Here is a 13,698-nt window from a genome sequence, read left to right as displayed (position 1 = left end):
TTCTTATGAATGCTATTAAGAATAAAGAGTCTGAAAATATTGTAAATAAAATTTTCAATTTATATCTTGGTGACAATCACATTATTAACCAAAAGAGATAAGCTGAAGTTTTATGATGGACTCAAAAGATTTCGTATATCCGTCGCAGGAGGTGATGGATTATGCCACCGTTAAATCGTATGATGATTTATACCATGAATCGATTAAAAACAGGGAAGGCTTTTGGGCTGAAGAGGCCAAGCGACTTGAATGGTATAAGCCATGGGATAAAGTACTGGATGACTCTAATCATCCGTTTTATAAATGGTTTACCGGGGGTAAAACCAATATCATCCAAAATGCTATAGACCGCCACCTCAAGACGGCTAATCGTAACAAACTGGCTTTTATATGGGAAGGTGAGCCAGGCGACCTGAAAACTTATTCCTATCATGCACTCAATCGTGAGGTGTGTGAGTTTGCCAATATCCTCAAGGCAATGGGCGTGCATAAAGGGGATATTGTCACTATTTATATGCCACAAATACCAGAGCAGATATTCGCCATGCTCGCCTGTGCTAAAATTGGGGCAGCTCATAGTGTTGTATACGGAGGATTCAGTCATGAAGCTTTGGCTGAACGGATTAATGCTGCTAATAGCCGTGTGGTGATTACAGCCGATGGAGGTTTCAGAAGGGGTAAACCAACCCGCCTGAAAGACATTGTTAATAAAGCCATGGAGCTGTCGCCAACCATGGAAGTATGTATTACCGTTAAACGGACTGGGGAGGAGGTGTACATGGAGAACGACCGCGATTACTGGTATCACGACCTGAAAGCCCTGCCCATTGCCAGTCATAAGTGCGAAACAGAGCAGATGGATGCTGAAGATATGCTGTTTTTGTTATACACTTCTGGCTCAACTGGCAAACCAAAAGGTCTGGTTCATACTCATGGCGGCTACAGTGTTTATACCTCAGCTACGCATCGCATGGTATTCGATATTAAACCGGAAGATCGTTGGTGGTGTGCCGCCGATCCGGGATGGATTACGGGGCACAGTTACATGGTGTATGGGCCTTTAATCAATGGTTCTACCATATTTATGTACGAAGGGGCGCCTAATCATCCTTATCCTGATAGATGGTGGCGCATGATTGATAAGTATGGCATTACTGTGTTGTATACATCCCCAACGGCTATTCGTGGCTTAATGCGCTACGGCGAATCGTGGGTCAACCGACATGATATAAGTTCTTTGCGCTTGTTGGGTTCTGTTGGCGAGCCTATAAATCCTGAAGCATGGAGATGGTACCATGAAGTGGTTGGTAAGAAGAAGTGCCCAATTATGGATACCTGGTGGCAAACCGAAACAGGTGGATTCGTGATTACACCGCTACCTGTTACTCCACTAAAACCTGGTTCAGCAACAAAGCCGTTCTTTGGGCACGAGGTAGGAGTGGTTGATGAGCAGGGGAATGATGTAGCAGCCAATGAGGTGGGAGCCCTTGTCATTAAGAATCCGTGGCCTGGCATGGCTCGCACCATTATGGGAGATGATAACCGTTATAACGAAACCTATTGGTCAAAGTTTGAGAAGCAGAAGTATTATCATGCCGGTGATTCGGCCCGAAAAGATGAGGATGGGTATTTCTGGATTATCGGGCGAAGTGATGATGTGATAAAAGTAAGTGGTTACCGTTTGGGAACAGCAGAAATCGAGAGTGCAGCAGTCAGTCACTCCGATGTTGCGGAAGCAGCTGCCATTGCTTTACCGCATGAATTAAAAGGAAGTGGAATTCATCTGTATGTGATTCTTAAGGCTGGATTGACAGGAAGCAAAGAATTAGCGAAGGAACTCCTCGATCATGTAGCTAAGGTGATGGGGCCCATTGCCCGTCCTGAAGAGGTGATCTTTGCCGACTCACTGCCAAAGACGCGGAGTGGGAAAATTATGCGTCGGGTGCTAAAGGCGAGAGCGCTGGGTGAAGATGAAGGTGATTTAAGTACATTAGATGATTAATAAAACAAAAGGCAAGCCGAAAAGCTTGCCTTTGTTATATCTATAAATTTATTAGTCAAATGAACTAACGAACTATTTTTAGCCTTGGTAAGTACTGAAACCGTTAGTTTCCATTTTGCGGTCCACTTTCTTCACCAATCCTTGTAATACTTTACCAGGACCAACTTCAGTGAATGATGATACACCATCAGTAATCATGTTTTGCACTGTTTGTGTCCAGCGAACAGGAGCAGTTAGCTGAGCAACCAGGTTTTCTTTAATAGTTGCCGGATCAGTTACAGCCTGTGCGTTTACGTTCTGGTAAATTGGGCATACAGGGGTGTTGAATTCAGTTGCCTCAATAGCCGCAGCCAGTTCAGTACGCGCTGGTTCCATTAAAGGAGAGTGGAAGGCACCACCTACAGGTAACTTAAGAGCACGTTTGGCTCCTTTTTCAGTTAATAGCTCACATGCTTTGTCAACACCTGCAATTGAACCTGAAATTACCAATTGGCCAGGACAGTTATAGTTAGCTGCTACCACAATATCTTCAATGCTTTCGCAAACTTCTTCCACAATGGCATCTTCCAGACCAACGATTGCAGCCATGGTTGATGGCTCAATCTCACAAGCTTTTTGCATCGCCTGTGCGCGTTGTGAAACAAGCTTAAGACCATCTTCGAAGTTCATAGCCCCTGCAGCAACTAAAGCTGAAAATTCACCTAGTGAATGTCCGGCTGTCATTTCTGGCGTAAACGCGTCGCCAAGTGTTTTGGCTAATATGACAGAGTGTAAAAAGATAGCTGGCTGTGTTACTTTTGTTTGTTTCAGGTCTTCGTCAGTTCCTTCAAACATCAGATCGGTAATGCGGAAGCCTAAAATTTCATTTGCTTTTTCAAATAGTTCCTTCGCCATTGGTGAGTTTTCGTAAATATCTTTACCCATTCCAACGTATTGGGCACCCTGGCCCGGAAATACAAATGCTTTCATATCTGTTTGTTTTATTTTGCAGGTCACAAGTGTTGTTAAGAACGATAATTGTTGTTTTTTGTGACCTGCTTAATAATTTAAATATTTAATGGTACTCATCCCGGTATTAGGTGCCTTATGCTGCAAACAACAAAGGCTCACGGTTGACGAGAGCCATTAATGTGTTAAATTTATCTGGGCAAAGATAAAGCATAAAATTGCTTTGCTCCTAATAAAAACTTCACCAATTGTATTTTCGACTATTCGTTAGCTAAGTTCCAAAGAGTCAGAAAGCTTGTTTTTACTATGGCTTCCAGCTTTTGCCAATCAATTCTGTCAACATGATCTGATGGCATATGGTATGATTCGTGCCCACCGGTATGAAACCACATAATGGGAATGCCTTTTTGGGCAAAAGGTGCATTGTCACTGCCACTGGTGGGATTATCCCATGCGCTGTAGTTAATTTTTAAGCCCAGTTGATACTCTTTGTTGTATTGTTTGCACAATGTTTCTGCTTGTGCCCATTCTTTAGTATATAATAATGATACAACTGAGTCGGGTTGTTCATAGTTGTAACTTCTGCCAATCATGTCGTAATTATGGTAGTATTTTATTTTGTCGATATCTTTGAAGTGTTTGACAAAATACCGCGAGCCAAATAAGCCTCTTTCTTCAGCTGTCCAGTTAGCGAAAATGATGGTGCGTTTGGGTTGTAAACCAGTCGCCATAAATGCTTTGGCGATGGCTGCAACGCCAATAGCACCAGAGCCGTTATCATCAGCACCATTCCAGATGTACCCATTGTAACTGCCCAGGTGGTCGTAGTGGGCACCAACAACAATTACTTCCTCAGGCTTTTCGGAGCCTTCAATCATGGCAATCACATTATTGCATTGTTTCAGTTCCACATGTGCTTCGGCTTCAAGTTTCAGGGAACTGGCAGAGAGCTGGACTTTGGGATTAATGCTTAAGTTTTGCAGGTCGGCCAGATAGTTGTTTAGGAATTGCTCAAAGTTGGGGATGAGGCTTTCAATGATAGCTTTAGACACCTTAAGTTGGTAGGGGGCTTTTGTAGGTTCGTCCGGCATATATAAGCTTTTCTGGTAAATGCCCGATGAACGCTTGTCAAGCAATTGTTCAGCATTGGCATTATGATTTTGGGTGTCAACAATGGAGGCCTTTAGGTTTGGATCATTTATGTCGTATTCGAGGATGGCTACTACCTCCGACTGTTCCAGTGTTTGCTTTTTTACAGTGTTCCATTCTTGTTGGTTTTGTTGGCTGAGTATTTGCTGAAGTTGACTGCCTTCTTCGGCTATTGGCAATCCAGTTAAGCGGATCATTATTTTGCCTTTGCACTTGGCTGTATTTACCTCTTTTAGCTTGCCTGTGTTAATGCCATAGCCTGCCCAAACAGGCGCTGCATCAATTGTAAATGAGGCGGGTACTCTTTCAGCTCTCAAGTGCTCCGGAAAAGAATATTTTACTTCAAGTTCATTGGTTCTAAGTGAAATTGTGGCGCTGTGAGGTTCGTGGGCTACCAGCAATGGTACCTTCTGAAAATAGCTGTTGTCAACAAATGGCAAAAGGCCGTTAGTCTGGTATAATGAGGCCAGGTAGTCAGCAGCCATATATGCGCCTTTGGTAGTAGCTTCACGCCCTTCAAACCAGTCTGAAGATAAAAAGGTCAATTGCGCTTCAAGGCTATTTCGATTGATAGTTGCTAGTCCGCGTTGTATATGTTCCTGTGCAAAAGAACTCGAATAAGTAAATAGTAAGCTCAGGAAAAGTGTCATGTTTATCGTCTTCATATTCTCATAATTTTTGATAAGCGAAATTATGGCATGAAATTGGTTTGTCAAGGGCTTGTTTGTCGATAATGGGGGAATGATGTTCATTGTTTCCCGCTGCCAGGACTAACAAATTGTTTTCTAGAGAGAAAATATAGATTGATTGAGAAAAAAATAAAGCAAGGCTTGTTCTTTTTTCATTGAAAATTAGTACTTTTGCAGCGCTTTTTTGTCTAAAGTTGTCAAAAAGGCTGAAAATCAGTGGGGTTTTACAAGGGATTAGTGTACCTTTGCACCCCGTTTAGAACGAAATTGTTTAATGCAATATATTTAAATTTTATGCCAACAATTCATCAGTTAGTTAGAAAAGGACGAAACAAGCAGGTGGAAAAAAGTAAATCACCAGCTTTGAATGCATGTCCTCAAAGACGAGGCGTGTGTGTGAGGGTGTATACCACTACACCAAAGAAGCCTAACTCAGCCATGAGGAAGGTAGCAAGGGTGCGTTTAACCAACGGAAAAGAGGTGAATGCTTACATCCCTGGAGAAGGACACAACCTGCAGGAGCACTCGATTGTGTTAGTGCGTGGTGGTAGGGTAAAAGACCTTCCAGGTGTGCGTTATCACTTAGTACGTGGAGCATTAGATGCATCAGGAGTTGACGGACGTACGCAGCGCCGTTCAAAATATGGTACTAAACGACCAAAAGCTGCTAAGAAGTAAAAAAAGACATTGTGAAGTGCGTTGTTTACTTGGTTAGTTAACTGGATGAGTAAATGCATGGCATTGAAGACTAGTCAAGACAGCCAAGAGGATAACAAAGTAAACAAAAGAAGAGATGAGAAAAAGTAAACCAAAAAAGAGGATTATTTTACCAGATCCAAAATTCAATGATACAACTGTTACTCAGTTTGTGAATAACATGATGTATGATGGTAAAAAATCAATCGCTTTCAAAATCTTTTACGATGCTATGGAGCGTGTAGCTGAAAAAGCTGAAAAAGATGGAAAGCCAGTATTGGAGTATTTCAAAAAAGCACTTGAAAACATCACTCCTTCGGTGGAGGTAAAAAGCCGACGTGTTGGTGGTGCTACTTTCCAGGTTCCAACCGAAATTCGTCCGACCCGTAAAGTATCTATCGGCATGAAGCATTTGATTTTATTCGCTCGTAAGCGTAGCGGAAAATCAATGGCAGAAAAATTATCTGCTGAAATTGTTGCTGCATACAATTTAGAAGGCGCTGCCTTCAAGAAGAAAGAAGACATGCATAAAATGGCAGAAGCTAACCGTGCTTTTGCTCACTTCAGATTTTAATCTAAATATTTAAGAAATTATTGTCATGGGAAAGGCAGATCTTAAAAAGACCAGAAACATTGGTATCATGGCGCACATCGATGCCGGTAAAACAACGACTACTGAGCGTATCTTGTTTTACACAGGTATCACTCACAAAATTGGTGAGGTACACGATGGTGCGGCTACAATGGACTGGATGGAGCAAGAGCAAGAGCGTGGTATTACCATTACTTCTGCAGCTGTTACAACCAACTGGATATACGAAGGTGTTGAAAATAAAATCAACATAATTGACACCCCAGGTCACGTTGACTTTACTGTAGAGGTAGAGCGTTCGTTACGTGTACTTGACGGTGCTGTTGCATTATTCTGTGCAGTTGGTGGCGTTGAGCCTCAGTCAGAAACAGTATGGCGTCAGGCTAATAAATACAATGTTCCACGTATCGGTTTTGTAAATAAAATGGACCGTTCAGGTGCTAACTTCTTCGAAGTAGTACGTCAGGTACGTGAAATGTTAGGTGCTAACCCGGTGCCTTTACAAATTCCAATCGGAGCTGAAGAAACTTTCCGCGGAGTTATCGACTTGATCGAAAACAAAGCTGTAGTTTGGTATGATGATGAGCAATTAGGTTCTCGTTACGAACTGCAAGAGATTCCAGAAGAGTTGAAAGCTGAAGCTGAAGAGTGGAGAGGTAAATTAGTAGAAGCTGTAGCTGAGCACGATGATGAATTATTGGAGAAATTCTTTGAAGATCCAGATTCAATTACTCGTGAGCAGATGTTAGATGTGATTCGTAAGGCAACCATTGCTCAAACTATTACGCCGATGATGTGCGGTTCAGCCTTTAAAAATAAAGGTGTTCAGCGTTTGTTGGATGCAGTGGTTCAATACTTGCCAAGTCCATTGGAAGTTGATGCTATTGAGGGTGTTAACCCAAAAACTGAAGAGACTGTATCATTTGATATTGATGAAGAAGCTCCTTTATCAGCATTAGCGTTTAAAATTGCTACTGACCCATTCGTTGGTCGTTTGTGTTTTATGCGTGTTTACTCTGGTAAAATCGAAGCTGGTTCATACGTATTAAATACACGTACTAATAAGAAAGAGCGTATCTCACGTTTATTCCAGATGAAATCAAACAAGCAGTTGCCTCGCGAGGTGATTGGTGCTGGTGATATTTGTGCCGGTGTTGGTTTCAAAGATATCCGTACTGGTGATACACTTTGTGATGAGAAAAACCCAATCGTTCTTGAGTCAATGGATTTCCCAGAGCCTGTAATTGGTGTTGCTGTTGAGCCATTGTCACAGAAAGATATGGATAAATTAGGTGTAGCTCTTGGTAAATTAGCCGAGGAGGATCCTACATTCCGCGTTCAAACTAACGAAGAAACTGGTCAGACTGTCATCTCTGGTATGGGTGAGCTTCACCTTGAGGTACTAATCGACCGTTTGAAGCGTGAGTTTAAAGTAGAATGTAACCAGGGTCAGCCTCAGGTAACATACAAAGAAACCATTACTCAGGAAGTTGAGCTTCGTGAAGTATTCAAGAAGCAGTCTGGTGGTCGTGGTAAATTTGCCGATATCCAGTTCCGCATGGGACCTGCTGATGAAGGTAAAACCGGCCTTCAGTTTGAAAGCATTATCAAAGGTGGTAACATTCCAAAAGAATTTATACCATCTATTGAGAAGGGTTTCAAAGAAGCTATGTTGAATGGTGTACTTTGCGGTAGTGAAGTAGAAGCCCTTAAAGTAACTGTATTCGATGGTTCTTTCCACGCTGTCGATTCAGACCAGTTATCATTCGAAATTTGTGCCCGTCAGGGATTCAAATCAGCCTCAGCACAAGCTAAGCCTCAGTTATTGGAGCCTATCATGCGCGTAGAAGTTGTGACTCCTGAAGAGTACATGGGTGATATCATCGGTGACTTTAACAAGCGTCGTGGTCAGGTTGAAGGTATGGAATCAAAAGCTGGTGCACGTGTAGTAAAAGCTAAGGTGCCATTGGCTGAGATGTTTGGTTATGTAACTGCATTACGTACCATTTCATCAGGTCGTGCCACTTCTTCAATGGAATTCTTAGAGTACGCAACAGTACCTCGTCAGATTGCTATTGAAGTAGTAAAAGAAGCAAAAGGAAAAGTAGAATTATTATAAGAATTAGTGTTCTCCACTATGAGTCAGAAAATTAGAATAAAACTTAAATCTTACGATCATAACTTGGTTGACAAGTCAGCTGAGAAGATTGTAAAGACAGTTAAGAGCACTGGTGCAGTAGTTAGCGGTCCTATTCCGCTACCTACTCACAAGCGTATCTTCACTGTGTTGCGCTCCACATTTGTGAACAAGAAATCACGTGAGCAGTTTCAATTATCATCGTACAAGCGTTTGATTGACATTTATAGCTCTACAGCTAAAACAATCGATGCTTTGATGAAGCTTGAATTGCCAAGTGGTGTAGAAGTAGAAATTAAAGTGTGATAATCTTAAATGTTTAAACAATGCCAGGACTAATTGGAAAAAAAATCGGAATGACATCCGTTTTCAGTGCCGATGGTAAAAATGTGCCATGCACTGTTATCGAAGCAGGCCCTTGCGTAGTTACACAGATCAAAACTGTGGAAACTGACGGTTACGAGGCTGTACAGTTGGCGTTTGACGACAAAAAGGAAAAAAGCACAACAAAACCTGAAGCTGGTCACTTTAAAAAGGCCGGTTCAGCACCTAAGCGTAAAGTGGTTGAATTCCACGAATTCGACAACGAATTCAAATTAGGTGAAACTGTTGATGTGAACCTTTTCGATGAAAACTCTTTTGTTGATATCACTGGTATCTCAAAAGGTAAAGGTTTTCAAGGTGTAGTTAAGCGTCATGGATTTGGTGGAGTAGGTCAGTCTACCCACGGACAGCACAACCGTTTGCGTGCTCCTGGATCTATTGGTGCAGCATCATACCCTGCTAGAGTATTCAAAGGTATGCGCATGGCTGGTCGTACCGGTGGTGACAGAGTAAAGGTTGAAAACCTGAAAGTGATTAAAGTAATTCCTGAGAACAACCTTATTTTGGTTAAAGGTTCTGTTCCGGGTGCAAAAGGCTCATATCTAATTATTGAAAAGTAATGGAACTGAACGTATTAACATTAGAAGGAAAAGAAACCGGAAGAAAGGTAACATTACCTGAAGCGGTGTTCGGAATTGAGCCCAGCGATCATGCCATTTACCTTGATGTAAAACAATACTTGGCTAACAATCGTCAAGGGACTCATAAGTCAAAGGAACGTGCAGAAATAGCAGGAAGTACTCGTAAGATCAAAAAACAAAAAGGTACAGGTACCGCCCGTGCGGGTAGTATCAAGTCTCCTGTGTTCGTTGGTGGAGGTCGTGTATTTGGTCCTCGTCCACGTAACTACCGTTTTAAGTTGAATAAAAAACTTAAGCAGTTGGCTCGTAAATCTGCGCTAGCCTACAAAGCACAGCAGCATATGATTACTGTTTTGGAAGACTTCAACTTTGAGGCGCCTAAAACAAAAGAATACGCTGCAATGATTGCTAACCTGAAAATGAATGGTCAGCGCTCATTATTAGTGTTAAAAGAGGCTAACGATAATATCTACCGCTCTGCCCGCAATATTCAGCGTGCTGACGTAGTGACATTAGCTGAACTTAATACATATGACATCATGAAAGCTAAAAACTTGGTGTTAGTAGAAAGTTCTGTAGAAGAATTCGGTAAACTGTTTAACGCATAAGGAGGCTCGTCATGAAAGTTATTATTAAACCGATTGTAACTGAAAAAATGACAGAACTTGGCGAAAAGTTGAATCGCTTCGCATTCGTTGTTGATAAAAAAGCTAACAAGCTGCAGATCAAAGACGCTGTTGAAGAGTTATACAACGTAAGTGTTGAGTCTGTCAATACAATGGTATACGCGGGTAAATCAAAGTCGCGTTACACAAAAAGTGGAGTTATTGTTGGTAGAACAAATTCCTTCAAAAAAGCTGTAGTAACATTAGCTGAAGGAGATACTATTGATTTTTATAGCAATATCTAATAAAAATGGCAGTAAGAAAACTAAAGCCCACAACACCGGGGCAGAGACACAAAATTATTGGTGCGTTTGATACGATTACATCAGCGTCACCAGAAAAGTCCTTATTGAGGCCATTAAAGAAGTCTGGTGGTAGAAATAACACCGGTAAAATGACCGTTAGAAATATCGGTGGTGGTCACAAAAGGAGATACAGGGTAATCGACTTTAAGCGTAATAAAGACGGTGTTAACGCAACAGTTGAGTCAATTCAGTACGATCCAAACCGGAGTGCTCGTATTGCATTACTAGCTTACGCTGATGGAGAAAAAAGGTACATTCTTGCACCTAACGGGTTGCAGGTAGGTCAAGCAATTGCTTCAGGAACAGGGGTTGCTCCTGAAATCGGTAACAGCTTGCCATTAAGCGAGATTCCTTTAGGTTCCATTATTCACAACATCGAATTGCGTCCGGGCCAGGGCGGTACAATGGCACGTAGTGCTGGTACTTTTGCTCAGTTGGCTGCTCGTGATGGAAAATACGCGGTTGTTAAATTGCCTTCAGGCGAAACAAGAATGATTCTGACTACTTGTCGTGCCACTTTAGGTGCAGTAGGTAACTCAGATCACGCTCTTGAGCGTTCAGGTAAAGCTGGACGTAGCCGCTGGTTGGGTCGTCGTCCACGAGTACGTGGTGTGGCTATGAACCCAGTTGATCACCCAATGGGTGGTGGTGAAGGTCGTTCTTCAGGAGGACACCCAAGATCTCGTACAGGAGTACTGGCTAAGGGTTATAAGACTCGTCATCCTAAGAAGGCTTCTAGTCAATACATCATTGAAAGAAGAAAAAAATAACCGGTTAATTTAAACGAATTATGAGCAGATCATTAAAAAAAGGCCCATTTATCGACTTTAAACTGGAAAAGAAAGTTCTGGCACAGAACGAGTCAGGTAAGAAATCAGTTATTAAAACTTGGGCACGTGCTTCTATGATTTCACCGGAATTTGTAGGACACACTATTGCTGTGCACAACGGCAATAAGTTTATCCCGGTTTATGTTACTGAAAATATGGTAGGACACAAATTAGGCGAATTTGCCCCAACCCGCACATACCGCGGTCATGGAGGTAATAAGAAACGATAATTGGCCTGCCAATATTTAAATTCTTTAAACAGTAAAAAATGGGTGCAAGAAAAAGAATAAGAGCTGAAAAAATAAAGGAAGCCAAGAAGACCGATTACTTCGCAAAGCTTCGCAATGTACCGACTTCACCACGGAAGATGCGCCTTGTTGCCGACATGATCCGAGGTAAAGAGGTGAACCTTGCTCTGGATATGCTGAAATTCTCATCGAAAGAAGCTTCCAGAAGGGTTGAGAAACTGTTGCTTTCTGCTATCGCTAATTGGAAAGAAAAGAACGAAGGTGTTCGCATCGAAGACGCCAACTTGTATGTGAGTGAGATCGCGGTTGATTCAGGCCGTATTTTGAAACGTTTACGTCCGGCTCCACAGGGTCGTGCGCACCGTATCAGAAAGCGTTCAAACCACGTAACGTTGCGCGTTGCAAGCAAAGTAGTATCAAGTGAAACACAAGAAAACTAATAGCTAGATGGGACAAAAAGTTAATCCAATTAGTAACAGGTTAGGAATCATCAAAGGATGGGATTCTAACTGGTATGGAGGAAAGAACTATGGCGATAAGCTATTAGAAGACTCCAAAATCAGAAAGTACCTCAATGCACGTTTAGCTAAAGCCAGCATCTCTCGTATCATTATCGAGCGTACTTTGAAATTGGTTACTATTACCGTTTTCACTGCACGTCCAGGTATCATAATTGGTAAGGGAGGACAGGAAGTAGATAAACTGAAAGAGGAGCTTAAGAAAATTACCGACAAAGAAGTTCAGATTAACATCTTTGAGGTAAAGAGACCAGAGTTGGACGCTATTATTGTAGCGAAAAACATCGCTCGTCAGGTGGAAGGACGTATCGCATATCGTCGTGCCATTAAAATGGCCATCGCTTCTACCATGAGAATGGGTGCTGAAGGTATCAAAATTCAGATTTCAGGACGTTTGAACGGAGCTGAGATGGCACGTAGCGAAATGTATAAAGAAGGCCGTACGCCACTGCATACATTACGTGCTAATATCGACTATGCTCAGGAAGAAGCCCTGACTAAAATGGGTCTGATTGGTATCAAGGTGTGGATTTGTAAAGGAGAAATTTATGGTAAGCCAGATTTATCTCCAGCATTCAACACCAAAGAAAAAGGCACTGGTGGAAACCGAGGTGGCGGTAGAGGTCCGAGAAGAAGAAATAATAAGAAGTAATTCTCCTTTCACATTAATTGATTAGGAACGATGTTACAACCAAAGAAAGTAAAATTTAGAAGAAGGCAGAAGGGCCGGATGAAAGGTGAAGCTCAACGCGGGCAAGAACTGGCGTTCGGATCTTTCGGTATCAAAGCCTTACAGAGTAAATGGATTACAGGTCGTCAGATTGAATCTGCAAGGATCGCGGTAACACGCTACATGCAGCGTCAGGGACAGATCTGGATTAGAATATTTCCTGACAAACCGATTACTAAAAAACCAGCCGAAGTACGTATGGGTAAAGGTAAAGGTAGTCCGGAAGGATTTGTGGCCCCTGTTACTCCAGGACGCATTATTTTAGAATGTGAAGGAGTACCTTACGAAGTAGCTAAAGAAGCATTGCGCCTTGCCGCTCAAAAGCTTCCGGTAACTACAAAGTTCGTTGTGAGAAGAGACTATGTTGAATCAACAAATGCTTAAGGACATGAAAGTAGAAGAAATCAAAGAATTAAGTGTTAGCGAAATAGCTGAGCGTATCGAAACTGAAACTGCTGCTTTGCAACAGTTGGAGTTAAACCACGCTACTTCGCCATTGGAAAATCCAATGCAGATTAGACATACTCGTAGAAACATTGCGCGCTTGAAGACTATTTTGAGTCAAAAGCAACAAACTGAAAAATAATTAGGAGATGGATAGAAATCTTAGAAAAGAGCGTATTGGTGTTGTGGCAAGCAACAAGATGGAGAAGTCTATCGTTGTTTCTGTAGAGATCCGCGAAAAGCACCCCATCTACGGTAAGTTCGTGAAAAAGACCAAAAAGTTTCACGCGCACGATGAAGACAACACCTGCAATATTGGGGATACCGTAAAAATTATGGAAACTCGTCCCTTGAGCAAGACTAAACGTTGGAGATTAGTTGAAATTCTAGAAAGAGCTAAGTAATCATGATACAACAAGAATCTAGACTTGCAGTTGCTGATAACAGTGGAGCCAAAGAAGTATTATGTATCCGTGTTCTGGGAGGAACAAGGAAGCGTTATGCCGGAGTAGGCGATCGTATCGTGGTAACTGTAAAAAGCGCAATCCCTGGTGGTGACCTTAAAAAAGGTACTGTAACCAAGGCTGTAGTAGTGCGCACTAAAAAAGAAGTTAGACGCCAAGATGGTTCCTACATCCGCTTTGATGAAAATGCTTGTGTTCTTTTGAACCAGGCCGGAGAAATGAGAGGAACACGTATTTTCGGTCCTGTTGCCCGTGAGGTAAGGGAAGGATATATGAAAATCGTATCCTTGGCGCCTGAAGTACTTTAATCATCAAA

Annotated in this window: 18 protein-coding genes; 16 read left to right on the top strand and 2 right to left on the bottom strand. The window is 42.0% G+C overall.

What is annotated here, in order from left to right; genetic code table 11:
* The first annotated feature begins 112 nt into the window (after positions 1-112).
* Positions 113-2,002, top strand: coding sequence for an acetate--CoA ligase (acs, locus tag KDU71_RS12895; protein ID WP_212191492.1), 1,890 nt, complete (start codon positions 113-115; stop codon positions 2,000-2,002).
* Between the two features lie 78 nt (positions 2,003-2,080).
* Here the strand turns inward: acs and fabD are convergent, their stop codons facing one another.
* Together fabD and KDU71_RS12885 are read right to left on the bottom strand one after the other, a co-directional pair.
* Entirely contained in the window at positions 2,081-2,971 is an 891-nt protein-coding gene (fabD, locus tag KDU71_RS12890; RefSeq protein ID WP_212191491.1) for an ACP S-malonyltransferase, read from the bottom strand.
* A 239-nt stretch (positions 2,972-3,210) separates the two neighbouring features.
* On the bottom strand, positions 3,211-4,764 hold the full coding sequence (locus KDU71_RS12885; RefSeq protein WP_212191490.1) for a M28 family metallopeptidase: 1,554 nt from the start codon (positions 4,762-4,764) through the stop codon (positions 3,211-3,213).
* Between the two features lie 318 nt (positions 4,765-5,082).
* Here KDU71_RS12885 and rpsL point away from each other — a divergent pair, with 318 nt between their 5' ends.
* From rpsL to rplN, 15 genes are all read left to right on the top strand, one after another.
* Positions 5,083-5,466 (top strand): 30S ribosomal protein S12, encoded by a 384-nt coding sequence (rpsL, locus tag KDU71_RS12880; protein ID WP_212191489.1) that lies wholly within the window; start codon positions 5,083-5,085, stop codon positions 5,464-5,466.
* A gap of 115 nt (positions 5,467-5,581) precedes the next feature.
* On the top strand, positions 5,582-6,058 hold the full coding sequence (gene rpsG, locus KDU71_RS12875) for a 30S ribosomal protein S7 (protein ID WP_212191488.1): 477 nt from the start codon (positions 5,582-5,584) through the stop codon (positions 6,056-6,058).
* A 25-nt stretch (positions 6,059-6,083) separates the two neighbouring features.
* Positions 6,084-8,195, top strand: a complete 2,112-nt coding sequence (gene fusA, locus KDU71_RS12870; protein WP_212191487.1) for an elongation factor G — start codon at positions 6,084-6,086, stop codon at positions 8,193-8,195.
* An 18-nt stretch (positions 8,196-8,213) separates the two neighbouring features.
* Positions 8,214-8,519, top strand: a complete 306-nt coding sequence (rpsJ, locus tag KDU71_RS12865) for a 30S ribosomal protein S10 (protein WP_130642659.1) — start codon at positions 8,214-8,216, stop codon at positions 8,517-8,519.
* Between the two features lie 20 nt (positions 8,520-8,539).
* Positions 8,540-9,157: a 50S ribosomal protein L3 gene (gene rplC / locus KDU71_RS12860; RefSeq protein ID WP_212191486.1), complete on the top strand. Its 618-nt coding sequence runs from the start codon at positions 8,540-8,542 to the stop codon at positions 9,155-9,157.
* On the top strand, positions 9,157-9,786 hold the full coding sequence (gene rplD / locus KDU71_RS12855) for a 50S ribosomal protein L4 (protein ID WP_212191485.1): 630 nt from the start codon (positions 9,157-9,159) through the stop codon (positions 9,784-9,786). Before rplC ends, rplD begins: the two co-directional genes overlap by 1 nt.
* 11 nt (positions 9,787-9,797) lie before the next feature.
* The gene (gene rplW / locus KDU71_RS12850; RefSeq protein ID WP_212191484.1) at positions 9,798-10,088 is read left to right on the top strand and encodes a 50S ribosomal protein L23; all 291 of its coding nucleotides are present in this window, start codon (positions 9,798-9,800) and stop codon (positions 10,086-10,088) included.
* Positions 10,089-10,093: 5 nt separating this feature from the next.
* Complete coding sequence (rplB, locus tag KDU71_RS12845; RefSeq protein ID WP_212191483.1) at positions 10,094-10,918, top strand: 50S ribosomal protein L2; 825 nt, start codon at positions 10,094-10,096, stop codon at positions 10,916-10,918.
* Between the two features lie 20 nt (positions 10,919-10,938).
* Positions 10,939-11,208, top strand: coding sequence for a 30S ribosomal protein S19 (gene rpsS, locus KDU71_RS12840; RefSeq protein ID WP_212191482.1), 270 nt, complete (start codon positions 10,939-10,941; stop codon positions 11,206-11,208).
* 38 nt (positions 11,209-11,246) lie between these two features.
* Positions 11,247-11,666: a 50S ribosomal protein L22 gene (gene rplV, locus KDU71_RS12835; protein WP_212191481.1), complete on the top strand. Its 420-nt coding sequence runs from the start codon at positions 11,247-11,249 to the stop codon at positions 11,664-11,666.
* Positions 11,667-11,673: 7 nt separating this feature from the next.
* On the top strand, positions 11,674-12,396 hold the full coding sequence (gene rpsC, locus KDU71_RS12830) for a 30S ribosomal protein S3 (RefSeq protein WP_212191480.1): 723 nt from the start codon (positions 11,674-11,676) through the stop codon (positions 12,394-12,396).
* Between the two features lie 30 nt (positions 12,397-12,426).
* Positions 12,427-12,858 (top strand): 50S ribosomal protein L16, encoded by a 432-nt coding sequence (rplP, locus tag KDU71_RS12825; protein WP_212191479.1) that lies wholly within the window; start codon positions 12,427-12,429, stop codon positions 12,856-12,858.
* A gap of 4 nt (positions 12,859-12,862) precedes the next feature.
* Complete coding sequence (gene rpmC, locus KDU71_RS12820) at positions 12,863-13,060, top strand: 50S ribosomal protein L29 (protein ID WP_212191478.1); 198 nt, start codon at positions 12,863-12,865, stop codon at positions 13,058-13,060.
* Positions 13,061-13,067: 7 nt separating this feature from the next.
* Positions 13,068-13,322 carry a 30S ribosomal protein S17 gene (gene rpsQ / locus KDU71_RS12815; RefSeq protein WP_212191477.1) on the top strand — a complete coding sequence of 85 codons (255 nt, stop codon included), beginning with the start codon at positions 13,068-13,070 and terminating at the stop codon, positions 13,320-13,322.
* Positions 13,323-13,324: 2 nt separating this feature from the next.
* Complete coding sequence (gene rplN / locus KDU71_RS12810) at positions 13,325-13,690, top strand: 50S ribosomal protein L14 (RefSeq protein ID WP_212191476.1); 366 nt, start codon at positions 13,325-13,327, stop codon at positions 13,688-13,690.
* Positions 13,691-13,698 lie beyond the last annotated feature (8 nt).

Origin of the sequence: Carboxylicivirga sediminis (assembly GCF_018156225.1) — a bacterium.
Classification (GTDB): domain Bacteria; phylum Bacteroidota; class Bacteroidia; order Bacteroidales; family Marinilabiliaceae; genus Carboxylicivirga; species Carboxylicivirga sediminis.
This window is presented reverse-complemented; position numbering and strand designations above follow the sequence as displayed.